The organism is Neolewinella aurantiaca, assembly GCF_008014675.1.
Taxonomy (GTDB): Bacteria; Bacteroidota; Bacteroidia; order Chitinophagales; family Saprospiraceae; genus Neolewinella; species Neolewinella aurantiaca.
On sequence record NZ_VOXD01000036.1, the window covers coordinates 31,828 to 43,651 of the forward strand.

At 53.6% G+C, this 11,824-nt stretch carries 9 protein-coding genes; 4 read left to right on the top strand and 5 right to left on the bottom strand.

The features are described from left to right. Nucleotides 1–165 precede the first annotated feature (165 nt). Nucleotides 166–2,442, bottom strand: coding sequence for an aconitate hydratase (locus FUA23_RS18705; protein WP_147932295.1), 2,277 nt, complete (start codon nt 2,440–2,442; stop codon nt 166–168). Nucleotides 2,443–2,975: 533 nt separating this feature from the next. Here FUA23_RS18705 and FUA23_RS18710 point away from each other — a divergent pair. Continuing rightward, complete coding sequence (locus FUA23_RS18710; protein WP_147932296.1) at nt 2,976–3,431, top strand: DUF1569 domain-containing protein; 456 nt, start codon at nt 2,976–2,978, stop codon at nt 3,429–3,431. A gap of 20 nt (nt 3,432–3,451) precedes the next feature. Here FUA23_RS18710 and FUA23_RS18715 read toward each other — a convergent pair whose 3' ends face one another. Together FUA23_RS18715 and rpmH are read right to left on the bottom strand one after the other, a co-directional pair. Next, complete coding sequence (locus FUA23_RS18715; RefSeq protein WP_147932297.1) at nt 3,452–4,150, bottom strand: SIR2 family NAD-dependent protein deacylase; 699 nt, start codon at nt 4,148–4,150, stop codon at nt 3,452–3,454. 153 nt (nt 4,151–4,303) lie between these two features. Then, nucleotides 4,304–4,459 carry a 50S ribosomal protein L34 gene (gene rpmH, locus FUA23_RS18720; RefSeq protein WP_147932298.1) on the bottom strand — a complete coding sequence of 52 codons (156 nt, stop codon included), beginning with the start codon at nt 4,457–4,459 and terminating at the stop codon, nt 4,304–4,306. A 222-nt stretch (nt 4,460–4,681) separates the two neighbouring features. Here rpmH and FUA23_RS18725 point away from each other — a divergent pair, with 222 nt between their 5' ends. Then, nucleotides 4,682–7,921 carry a proprotein convertase P-domain-containing protein gene (locus FUA23_RS18725; RefSeq protein WP_147932299.1) on the top strand — a complete coding sequence of 1,080 codons (3,240 nt, stop codon included), beginning with the start codon at nt 4,682–4,684 and terminating at the stop codon, nt 7,919–7,921. An 87-nt stretch (nt 7,922–8,008) separates the two neighbouring features. Here FUA23_RS18725 and FUA23_RS18730 read toward each other — a convergent pair whose 3' ends face one another. Further along, a complete protein-coding gene (locus FUA23_RS18730; RefSeq protein WP_147932300.1) occupies nt 8,009–8,482 on the bottom strand; it encodes a hypothetical protein in 474 nt (157 codons plus the stop codon). Nucleotides 8,483–8,644: 162 nt separating this feature from the next. On the opposite strand from FUA23_RS18730, the gene FUA23_RS18735 reads away from it, so the two are divergent. Together FUA23_RS18735 and FUA23_RS18740 are read left to right on the top strand one after the other, a co-directional pair. Beyond that, nucleotides 8,645–9,637 carry a hypothetical protein gene (locus tag FUA23_RS18735; protein WP_147932301.1) on the top strand — a complete coding sequence of 331 codons (993 nt, stop codon included), beginning with the start codon at nt 8,645–8,647 and terminating at the stop codon, nt 9,635–9,637. Between the two features lie 68 nt (nt 9,638–9,705). Beyond that, nucleotides 9,706–10,293: a MarC family protein gene (locus FUA23_RS18740; protein ID WP_147932302.1), complete on the top strand. Its 588-nt coding sequence runs from the start codon at nt 9,706–9,708 to the stop codon at nt 10,291–10,293. An 83-nt stretch (nt 10,294–10,376) separates the two neighbouring features. Here the strand turns inward: FUA23_RS18740 and mtaB are convergent, their stop codons facing one another. Then, the gene (mtaB, locus tag FUA23_RS18745; protein WP_147932311.1) at nt 10,377–11,723 is read right to left on the bottom strand and encodes a tRNA (N(6)-L-threonylcarbamoyladenosine(37)-C(2))-methylthiotransferase MtaB; all 1,347 of its coding nucleotides are present in this window, start codon (nt 11,721–11,723) and stop codon (nt 10,377–10,379) included. Nucleotides 11,724–11,824: the final 101 nt, after the last annotated feature.

Sequence of the window (11,824 nt, forward strand, 5' to 3'; positions counted from 1 at the left end):
TGGCTTCTGAGAGGCGAACAGGAGGTCGAAGCTCTACTGCTTAGCGTTGGGTATAGCTGTTGTTGGAATGGAGAGCCGGAGTGATAAAATTAAAAAACCCGCTCCCGGGCCGAAGCTCAAGAGCGGGTTGTCTTTACTGCAGTTTTGATTCCGAAGAATACGCTGCTAGCTGTTGGTAAGCTCCTCCCGGATTTTATTCAGAGCAGAACCGGAACGGACCCACTCGATTTGAGCTGCGTTGTAGGTGTGAGCTACTTCAAATTCGTCGTTAGTACCATCGTGGTGGTCCAGTTTGATGGTCAGGTTCTTACCTGGTGCCATCTGGTCAAAGTCCTTGATGGTAACAACATCGTCCTGGCGTACCTTGTCGTAATCATCTTTGTCCACGAAAGTGAGGGCCAACATACCCTGCTTTTTCAGGTTTGTCTCGTGGATGCGGGCGAATGACTTCACGATAACCGCATTAACGCCCAGGAAGCGGGGCTCCATCGCTGCGTGCTCACGGGATGATCCTTCTCCCAGGTTCTCTTCACCAAAGACAACAGTCCCGATACCTTTAGCCTGGTAGGCTTTCGCGGAGTCCGGAACAGCTACGTAATCATTGACGACGTAGTTCAGCACCTTGTTCGGTTTGTCGTTGAAGAAGTTGATCGCACCCGTGTAACAGTTTTCAGAAATGTTTTCGAGGTGACCGCGGTACTTCAACCAAGGGCCAGCCATAGAAATGTGATCTGTTGTACACTTACCTTTCACCTTGATGAGGACCCGCATGTCCGTCATGTCGTCCTGAGTGATAGGAACGAACGGCGTCAGAAGTTGCAGGCGATCAGATGTTGGTGCTACGACTACTTCTACACCACTACCGTCTTCGGCAGGTGGGTTGAAGCCACGGTCTTCTACGTCAAAACCGTTTGGTGGGAGCTCGAATCCGGTTGGTTCGTCGAGCATCACTTCTTCACCCTTGTCGTTGGTAAGGGTGTCGGTCATCGGGTTGAAGTCCAGACGGCCAGAAATTGCAATTGCCGCCACCATTTCAGGAGAGGCTACGAAAGCGTGGGTGTTGGGGTTACCATCCGCACGCTTGGAGAAGTTCCGGTTGAAGGAGTGGATGATGCTGTTCTTCGGTGCATTCATGGGGTCGTTGTAACGAGCCCACTGGCCGATACAAGGGCCACATGCGTTGGTGAAGATTTTCGCGTTGAGGTCCTCGAAAGTCTTGAGAATGCCGTCACGCTCTGTTGTGAAACGAACCTGCTCAGAGCCGGGGTTAATACCAAATTCTGCTTTGGTAGTGAGGCCTTTATCGACTGCCTGGCGGGCAATAGAAGCGGCCCTGGACAAATCCTCATAGCTGGAGTTGGTACAAGAGCCGATGAGGCCCCATTCTACGTCAAGCGGCCAGTTGTTAGCTGTTGCTTTTTCGGTCATTTCTGAACCGGCAGATGTAGAGAGGTCCGGAGTGAAAGGTCCGTTAATCAAAGGCTTCAGTTCCGAAAGGTTGATCTCGATCACCTGATCGAAGTACTTTTCAGGATCAGCGTAGCACTCTGGGTCGGCAGTGAGGTGTGCCGCAACTTCTTTTGCCGCATCAGCAACGTCCGGACGGCCGGTTGCCCGGAGGTAGCGGTCCATGCTTTCGTCGTAACCAAAGGTGGAGGTAGTTGCTCCGATCTCGGCACCCATGTTACAGATGGTGCCTTTACCGGTACAGCTCATGCTTTTAGCGCCTTCGCCGAAGTACTCAACGATGGCACCGGTTCCACCTTTTACGGTGAGGATGTCAGCTACTTTCAGGATAACGTCCTTCGGAGCAGTCCAGCCGGAGAGTTTTCCGGTCAGTTTGACACCGATCAGTTTTGGGTTCTTGAGTTCCCATGCCATGCCGGCCATTACGTCAACGGCGTCTGCGCCACCAACCCCGATAGCGACCATGCCCAGGCCACCAGCGTTTACGGTGTGGCTGTCGGTACCAATCATCATGCCGCCGGGGAATGCGTAGTTCTCCAGTACTACCTGGTGAATGATGCCTGCACCTGGCTTCCAGAAACCGATACCGTATTTGTTGGATACGGACTCAAGGAAGTTGAAAACTTCGTTGCTGGTATTGATTGCGTGTTGAAGATCAGCATCTGCACCAATTTTGGCCTGAATCAGGTGGTCACAGTGTACCGTGGAAGGTACGGCTACTTTATCACGACCGGCCATCATAAACTGGAGAAGCGCCATTTGGGCGGTTGCATCCTGCATGGCTACGCGGTCGGGCGCAAACATTACGTAATCTTTTCCTCGGCCGTAGGTAGCCAGGGGGCTTTCCTCGTGGAGGTGAGAGTACAGAATTTTTTCAGTCAGGGTAAGTGGGCGCCCCAATTTTTCGCGGGCGGCGTTTACTTTGCCGGGTAGGTCTGCGTAAACCTTTTTGATCAGATCGATGTCAAATGCCATGATGTGCTTTACGTTATACTTTATAATTTGAGTTCCGAATCAGATTCAGAACCACATTGTTCCTGTTCGGGAATTTGGTGGCGCGGCCGCAGGTGCATGGAAAGGTATTGATAAGCAATATCTTTCTGGCCATCGTTGAAAAACCCTACTACTACTACCCTAACAGCTTAGTTGGGGAAAAGTCGACAAATGTATCAAGATTCGTGCACTTTACGTAGGATCAACCTGTGCACAATGGGGTATTGGCAGTCTTTGCGCCGAAAAACAACTAATTCGAATAGTTTAACCTGGGCTTGTAGTCTGAAAACGGGCATTTTGTAACCCGTCTTTGCATCCTGCGGCCGCGCCCCGAAATTATTCGACGGCGGTTTTACCGACAGAATCAGTACATCGGGCAGCCGCAACCGGCAGCCTTACAGCCCGAAATGAACAGCAACGCAAGGGCAAAAAAGAAATAAATCGAAGAACGTTTCATGCGCACAAGATAAACCGTTTGCGGAAACCGTACCTTCACAATCAAAGAATCACCCGCTATGTTCCCATCCCTTTACGACCAGCAGACGCTGGACGAAATGCTCGCCCGTATCGATCAACTCACGCCCGAATCTCAGCCTTTGTGGGGCAAAATGAGCGTCGCTCAGATGCTGGCCCATAACAACGTCGCTTTTGACATCACTTACGGATCTACGCCCGTCAGTTATAATTTCCTGATGCGCTGGATGCTGAAGCGATTCGTGAAGCCGATTGTGGTCGGAGACAAGCCCTACGAGAAAAACGGCCGCACCGCTCCCGTCTTCATCGTTGCCGATGAACGCGATTTTGCCAAAGAGAAGGCCGAGTTGATCGCGAATTTCAATCGCTTCCACAACGACGGTGCGGCTGCGTTTGAAGGGAAAGAATCTGCATCCTTCGGTAAAATGACGAGCCAGGAATGGAGCAACCAGTTCTGGAAGCATATGGACCACCACCTGCGCCAGTTCGGGGTCTGAATTCGGAAAACCCGACAGGGTTATTTCATCAGGTCCGCAATCATCTCCCTGGCTAGCTCCATGCCTTCACTGCCTCCGGTTTCGATGGTGTGGATGTTGCCCCGTCGCTTCAGCTCGTAATTGATGCTCGGTTTGGGGTCGATGTAGATAACCGGTATGTCATCGTCGGCATAACCAACGAGCCCCGCTGCGGGATACACTTGCATGGACGTGCCGACAATGATGATGAGGTCGGCGCGGCTTACCACCCGGGCGGCGTTTTCAATTTCGGGTACGGCCTCGCCGAACCAGACGATATGCGGGCGCATCTGGTTGCCCTTATCGTCGGTGTCGCCGAGTTTAATGTCTCCCGGCCAGTCGACGATAAAGCCGTCGGCATTGGCGGGCCGCGCCTTGAGGAGTTCGCCGTGGAGGTGGATGATGTTGGTGCTCCCGGCCCGCTCGTGCAGGTCATCGATGTTTTGGGTAATGACGGTGACGTCGTAGTCGTCTTCGAGGGCTGCGATGAGTTTATGGCCGTTGTTCGGCTCCACGGTGTGGAGCTGGGCCCGCCGCTGGTTGTAGAAGTTGAGGACCAACTCAGGGTTGGCGGCGAAGCCTTCGGGGCTGGCTACGTCTTCGACGCGGTGGTTCTCCCACAGGCCGTTGCTGTCGCGAAAGGTGGCAATGCCGGATTCGGCGGAAACGCCGGCACCCGTCAGGATGGCTATTCTTTTCATGCGTGGGTAACGACTGGGGAAAGCCAGAGGTTGCACCCAAACGATGATGCATAGACCAAAAATAACAGGGTGACGGCAAAAAGCCCTTCCCCGCAGCAGCGGAGAAGGGCTAAATCTTTACGGACCTTCCGGAGGTGAGCCGGTAAGGTGGTATTACTTCTTGTAAACCTGGTCGGAAACAGTCAGTTTCGCGCGGCCTTTAGCGCGGCGGCGGGCGATCAGTTTACGGCCGGACTTCGTGCTCATGCGGCTACGGAAACCATGCTTGTTAACACGACGGCGCTTGGAGGGTTGGAACGTTCTTTTCATTGTTCTTTATTTTTGGGAAGGGCGGCTAAGCCGACCGGAAGGATTCGTTAAGGGGCGCAAAGGTAAGGATATGTAGCCTGTAATGCAAAACCTCGGATCAATTATTTATTGGAAGTCGAAGTCCTTACCTTGCAGGTTCTTAAGATCATAACTACATCTTATGAATCGTTCTTTCTCCCCCAGACCAAACTTTCACTGTCGGGAAATCAAAACTCAGGCTTAATGAAAACATTACTACGCTGTACGGGCCTTGCACTGGCCATGTTCTACTCTGTCGTTACTGTGGCTCAGTACGACCTGTCTCCCGACAAACTTGCCGCCATCCCCGTGGAGGTGATGCCAGCGCAGGATAATGTTAGCCTGCGGGCTGCCGAGGAAAAAGCGGACCGCCCGGGCCGGGCACCGGAATTTGCGGTCGTTATGCCGGTCAAAATCCGCCCCGGAACCAATGGTGCCTGGGAGACAAAGGGCGCAAACTCGGTTTGGCGCACCCGCATCAGCAGCCCCGGCGCACTGACCCTCAACCTGGGCTTTTCGGAATACAACCTGCCGGAGGGGGCCGAACTTTACCTCGTAACCCCAACAGAACGCTTTGGTCCGTTGACCTCAGCGGATAACGAAGACCACAACCAATTGTGGACGCCAATGCTGGACGGTGATGAAATGATGGTGGAACTCACCGTACCTACCGCAAGCAAAAAAGAGGTGCAGTTGTACCTCACTGCGGTCAACCACGACTTCAGGGGGGTCAGTAAGCTCTTTTCCGGAGCTTGCAATCTCGATGTGATTTGCGGCGAAGCAAACGGCTACGGTATTGTGGATCAGTACCGCGATATCATCCGTAGTGTTGCAGCCTATTCCTTAGGCGGTAGTCGTTTTTGTACAGGGTTCCTCGTCAATAACGTCAACAACGACGGTAAACCGTTCTTCATGACTGCTTATCACTGCGGAATCGGGACCAATGAAGCCCCCAGTCTGGTGGCTTACTGGAACTACGAAAACCAATCCTGCCGGAACCCCAACAGCAGTGCCAGCGGCTCTAACGGAAACGGAAACCTCACTACGGTAAACCTGGGGGCAACTCACCTGGCCAGTAACCCGGCTTCGGATATGACTATCCTGCTGTTGGATGACCCGGTGAACCCGGCAGCCAATGCTTTCTTTGCTGGCTGGGATGCCCGCGCCGAAACCCCAACCGATACCCTGATCGGAATTCACCACCCCAGTGGCGAAGAGAAGCGAATTTCTTTCTCCTTTCAGGAACCCTTCCGCGCTGAGTACAACAGTTTGAATGAAATCCCCGATGGCAACCACCTGACCATCCCCGACTGGGATATCGGTACTACCGAAGGAGGCTCCTCCGGTTCTCCAATCTTCGACCGCTTTAAGCGCGTACAGGGCCAGTTGCACGGAGGTTTAGCCGCCTGTGGCAACGACCTTCGTGACAGCTACGGTTACTTCCACACCAGCTGGGAGGGAGACGGAACCCCCGAGACCCGCCTGAAGGACTGGCTCGATCCCTGTAATACCGGCACCCTGTTCATCGATGGCTTTGATGCATCAGAGATACCAGTTACCCTTACCGCCGAGAGCAACTGTACGAATGGCTGTAACACGAGCGATAATATGATCAGTTTCACACTCGGTGAAGGTTTTCCCGCAGGAACAACGCTGGAAATTGAGAGCTTCACCGGGGGAATCAGCCCTCAGCTCTCCACGGCAACTGCCACGGGAGGCGAAGTGGTCGACCTCATCATTCCCGGAGGTGCGGATATTGCGATTGGCGATTACGAAATTACCGTTCGTGCAACCGGTGGCGGTGCCACCGATGATATTACCTTCGAAATCACCCTCACGACCGGAGTGCTGGCAGCTCCCTCCGTTGCGGAGCCTGCTGACGGAGCCACCGAGGTTATTCCCAGCCTGACCATCGGTTGGGTTGCCGTAGATGACGCCGTTGGCTATGACTTCGAGTTGTCCGACGAGAGCGATTTCAGTAATATCCTGATTTCGGTATCGGGGACAGAGGAAACCAATCTGTATATTACTGACCCCTTAGATGGCGCCACAACCTTTTACTGGCGCGTCCGCACCCTCAACGATTGTGGCCCCGGCGAATGGGCTACTTACTCTTTCAGTACCGCCGATATCAGCTGTGCGGCTTCCGAAGGCATGGGACTGCCCGCAGCAATCAGCGCCAACGGAGGCAACGTTCAGGTGCCCGTAGCACTTGAGGTTACTGAGAGTTTTAGCGTGGCTTCCATAGAAGTCTCGATCGATATTCTGCACACTTACGTTGGAGACCTCGACGCACGGCTCATTTCTCCGGAAGGAACGGAAATCAGCCTCTTTGGCCGCATCAACGACGGCCCCTGTGGTGGCGACAACATATCGGTCACCTTTTCTGATGATGCCGATCTTACCCAGGCAGATTTTCTTTCGGAATGTAACGCCGGAGATATTTCTACCCAGGGAACTTTCCAGGCTGCAGAGCTGCTCTCGACTTTTGCGGATGAACAGGCGATGGGCACCTGGACGCTCATCGTGACCGATAACGCCAATGCAGACGGCGGATCAATTACGGGATTCAGCATCCTCTTCTGTGGTGGCGGAGATATAACCGACCTCAGTATCAGTTCCACAACCCAATCGCTGGAGGTTTGTGAAACCGGCGGCGCGAGCGTCGGCCTCGAACTCGGTAGCAGTTTCTCCGGCGACGTCGGCCTGCGTGTAGATGCAGGTGGTCAGATGCTGGACAACTACACGTTCAGCTACAACGAGGAGGACCAGACCATGACCGTAGACTTTACGGCATTCACTCTGCTGGGCGAAGGGGATTATACGATGACCTTCACCGTGATCAACGGCGATGGATCGGAGGAGGACCTCTCCATCTCCTTACGTGTTGAAGCAGGCGTTGTGGAAGCGAACCTGGCCAGCCCGGAAGACAACGTTGAAGTACTGGACGGAGAAATTACCTTCAACTGGGATGCATCCGCGGGAGCTACTTCTTACGTGCTCCAGTACTCCACCAATGCAGACTTCTCGGTCATCACTTTCGAGGAAGAACTCACGGGCACCATCCGGACACTGACCGGCATACCTACCGGCGACATCATTTTCTGGCGCGTCATCGCCCGTAATGACTGTGGCGAGGCGATCAGCCCGGTACGCCAGTTCCGGATCATCCCGAGCGGTATACTCGACTTTGGTTCCGGCCGCGAACTCTCGGTTTATCCTAACCCGGTAAGAGGCCTGCTGACGGTAGAAGCTACGGGCAACTGGCCTACAGACCTTCGTGCTGTTTTGTTCGACGCCACCGGTCGTCACCTGAAGGAATACAACCTCAACGGAGCCGGTCAGGTACAATGGGACCTCGGGGCCATTCCCGCTGGTGTGTACTACCTGCGGTTTGCCTCCCTCGGTCTGGAACGGACGGAGCGTTTGGTCGTACTTCCGTAACCGGGGAGTATGCAGCGTTCAGGAAGAAGGCCACGACAATGCGTTGTCGTGGCCTTCTTCTTTTCGGGAGGGACATGTTTTTTTTGCCTACATTTTAGTGAGGGCTTCTTCTACTTCGTTCATGAAAGCGACGAACGCGGGGGCACTGTCGTCTTCGCTACGGGTCCATGCGCTGATGTCTCCGTTTTCGACGATGATGAAGTAAGGGCATACGCCATCGTAAGCCATTTCGGGACAGTTGAACTTGGGGGCGATTTGGGCGAAGATCGCAGGTGCATAGTTCGTTTTCAGTTCGTTCATGGCCGCGAGGCCGGTAGCGGACCTGAAGGGTTTGAATTCGCCACCGGCTATTTCCTCCGCATTGCCGAGCCCCCTTTCTTTTACGGATTCGTAGAGTTTCCCCGCTTCGAGCTTGTAGGCAGATCCGCCGCCCCAACCGCCGGTGTAACCGATGATGTAAGTAGTTTCCGGCGCCGTGGCTTTCGGTTGGTTGCCCATGGTGACGGGCCTGGAGCAAGTACATAAAAGAACTGCGAGGAGAGCGAAGAGAATCGATTTCATGAATAACTGTTTTGTGGGGTAACACCGGGGTGGACGGGAGCGTTCGGGCCAGGGTCTGTATTGCTCGTTTAACCGCTCTTGCACCTGCGGTCGCGCCAAAATGTGTATGAGCGCCCTAAACAGTAGATTGATCCGTAAATTTGTGTCTCAACCCCATATCTCATGAGAACCTGCCTGCTGTATTTTGTTTTCCTGTTCCCGCTATTTGCTTTTTGCCAGAACGACAGCCTTATGGCCGACCCTGATTTTCAGGTAGAGTTTGTTGCTTATTGGGAAGTGGGCGACGAATACCGTTATAAAGTAGAAAAGCACGACATCCGTTACCGGGGAGAGGAAACAACAAAAGACGATACCACCCGCTACACCGCGCTGTTTACGGTACTGGATTCAACCGCAACCTCCTACCGGATAAGCTGGAAATTTGAAGACTACGAACTGACCGGCGAGGGAGAAGAACTGATGGAAGCCGTTTTAGCGAATCCGTCCGAAGAACTGGCCTCTGCGCTGCAGTTTGAAGAGGTGATTTTTACTACCGATGAGCTGGGGACGTTTCAACAAATTGAAAACGTCGATGAGATCATCAGGACGCTGGATGTTTTTATCGAACAGGCTACTGCCAGCATAACCAAAGAGTACGTGGATCAGCCGGAAGTGCTGGAAAAAGTAAAGCAAGCACTGGAAGTAACCTATACTGCAATGCGAACGCAGGCTTATCTCGAAAACACGATGTTCGTTGAGATTGCTCACCTGTTGAACCCGATGGGAGCTGCTTTTTCGCCTACAGACACCCTCTATTACGACGACCGGTTTCCGAATAATTTCGGAGGCCCCGAAATAAAGGCCGAAGGGCGTTATTACTTCGATACACTGGATGTGCAGAACGACTACTGCCACCTGAAAAATTACGTAGAGCTGGACCCTGACGATACCCAGCGGATGTTGAAAGACTACTTCGCTAAAATAGGGTTAGACGATGGAAAAATACTCGACGTCCTGAATGATAGCACCTATGATATCTGGGAGAACAACGATTACTTCTACTATTACTACCCGGGAATTCCGATTTACATCGATCAAATGCGGGTGGTTGACTTCAACCTGGCTGGTGAAAAGGCGAAAGCGGTGAAACGATACATATTAGAATGGATTGACTAAAGCGCCGGCCCGCAACTTTTCGGGAGGCGATAGGGTTCACGACTGATTGATCATAAAATTCAGCTTCTATGGAGTTCAGCATCCTTTCTACCGCACTTCTGTTATTCTTCATCCTTGATCCGTTGGGTAATATCCCACTCGTGCTGACCCTGCTGAAGGATATGGACAAAGCCCGTCGGCAAAAGATCGTGATCAGGGAGTGCCTCATCGGGCTGGTAATCCTGGTGATGTTTCTTTTCGGCGGAGAGACCTTCCTGAATGTTTTCCACCTGGAAACCGAGGCCGTTCGCATTGCCGGAGGACTCATTTTCTTGTTGATCGGGCTCAAAATGGTTTTCCCTTCCGCGGATGCACCCTTGTTCCCGGCCGACGAAGAACCCCTGATTGTGCCCATCGCGCTGCCGATGATTGCAGGGCCTTCTGCTCTGGCGACGCTGCTGGTTCTCTCTCATAATCACCCGGATGAGCAAATGGGCCTGCTTTACTCATTGTTGCTGGCCTGGGGCATTTCTACGGCACTGTTGTTCTCTGCGCCCCTTTTGTACCGGGTGCTTCGCAAAAAAGGACTCGTTGCGATGGAGCGCCTGATGGGGATGCTGCTGCTCATTCTGTCGGTGCAGATGTTTATCGATGGCATCCGGGGGGTGATGGGGTAGGTTATGAGTTTTTATCTTACTGTCTCTGGTTTCCAGTTAAAGAAATTTAGAACTGTCAGGTGAAAACCCTGAGTCAAAGCTCATCAGGAGTTCACATGCTCCGCAACCGTTACGTTCACCAGGCCTTCTTCATCAACGTTCTTTAGTTCCATCGGTACGAGATGATTCACCCAGCTGTCGTCGGCGGGGAAGGAGACCTTCACGTAGTTGTCCGTAAAGCCGTGGAGGATACCTTCGGTCTTTGACTTTTCGAGCAGGACGGGACGGACCTCGCCGAGGTACCGTTCCTGGTGCGCCCGTTTTTTCTTCTCGCTCAGGATGCCGAGCATTTTGTTGCGGCGTTTGCGCTCCTGCATGGGCACGGCGCCGTCCATTTCCGCAGCGGGGGTATTGGCGCGTTCGGAGTAGGTGAAAACGTGGAAGTAATCGACGGGTAGCTCCTGAACGAATTTGTACGTCTCGAGAAAATCCTCCTCTGTTTCGCCGGGGAAGCCGACGATGAGGTCGACGCCGATGCAGGCGTGCGGCATTACCTGTCGGATGTGGGCCACGCGCTCGGCGTAGAGCTCGCGTTTGTAACGGCGGCGCATCTGAGCTAGCTGTTTGTTGTTGCCCGACTGCAGAGGCATATGGAAGTGCGGCGCGAAGCGCTTACTGCCGGCTACGAAGTCAATCACCTCGTTCGTACACAGGTTGGGCTCGATGCTGGAGATGCGGAAACGGGTGATGCCTTCAACTTCGTCGAGGGCGCGGGCCAGGTCGACGAAGAGGGCTTCCTTGCGGGGGCGGACGCCCTCGATGACGGAGGTGCCGTTGCCGAAATCACCGATGTTTACACCGGTGAGAACGATTTCTTTGACGCCCCTGGCGGCGATGGCTTCGGCGTCATTAACGATCTGTTCCACGGTCGAGCTGCGGCTTTTGCCGCGGGCCAGGGGGATGGTGCAGAAGGTGCATTTGTAGTCGCAGCCATCCTGAACCTTGAGGAAGGAGCGGGTCCGGTCCCCGAAGCTGAAACTGCTGATGAAAGAGTCGGCCTCCTTCACCTCGCCGGCGCGGACCATGCCCTTGCCGGAGCCTCCTGCAATACCGTCGATGTAGTCCAGTATCCGGAATTTTTCCGCAGCACCGAGCACGAGATCGACGCCTTCGATGTTGGCGATCTCTTCGGGTTTCAGTTGTGCGTAGCAGCCAACTACAACAATTTTTGCACCTGCGTTTGCGCCTAATGCCCGCCTTACGATGTTACGGCATTTGCGGTCGGCAAAATCCGTTACCGAGCAGGTGTTGATCACGACTACGTCGGCTCCGTCTTTAAAGCCAATCTCCTGGTAACCCGCCTCCGTAAACTGACGGCCGATGGCGGAGGTCTCGCTGTAATTGAGTTTGCAGCCGAGGGTATAGAAGGATACGGTACCGAGGGTAGACATATTAATTCGTTGATTCATTGGTGCGCTGACTTAAATTGCCAACGCGCCAAAATGCTAATGCGGCGCGGACGCGGGTGCAAAGATACGGTTAAGGAGTAAAG

Excerpts from the sequence above, each read along its gene's own strand:
- FUA23_RS18705 (WP_147932295.1), bottom strand. The coding sequence starts at position 2,442 with ATGGCATTTGACATCGATCTGATCAAAAAGGTTTACGCAGACCTACCC.
- FUA23_RS18710 (WP_147932296.1), top strand. The coding sequence starts at position 2,976 with ATGTTCCCATCCCTTTACGACCAGCAGACGCTGGACGAAATGCTCGCC.
- FUA23_RS18715 (WP_147932297.1), bottom strand. The coding sequence starts at position 4,150 with ATGAAAAGAATAGCCATCCTGACGGGTGCCGGCGTTTCCGCCGAATCC.
- rpmH (WP_147932298.1), bottom strand. The coding sequence starts at position 4,459 with ATGAAAAGAACGTTCCAACCCTCCAAGCGCCGTCGTGTTAACAAGCAT.
- FUA23_RS18725 (WP_147932299.1), top strand. The coding sequence starts at position 4,682 with ATGAAAACATTACTACGCTGTACGGGCCTTGCACTGGCCATGTTCTAC.
- FUA23_RS18730 (WP_147932300.1), bottom strand. The coding sequence starts at position 8,482 with ATGAAATCGATTCTCTTCGCTCTCCTCGCAGTTCTTTTATGTACTTGC.
- FUA23_RS18735 (WP_147932301.1), top strand. The coding sequence starts at position 8,645 with ATGAGAACCTGCCTGCTGTATTTTGTTTTCCTGTTCCCGCTATTTGCT.
- FUA23_RS18740 (WP_147932302.1), top strand. The coding sequence starts at position 9,706 with ATGGAGTTCAGCATCCTTTCTACCGCACTTCTGTTATTCTTCATCCTT.
- mtaB (WP_147932311.1), bottom strand. The coding sequence starts at position 11,723 with ATGTCTACCCTCGGTACCGTATCCTTCTATACCCTCGGCTGCAAACTC.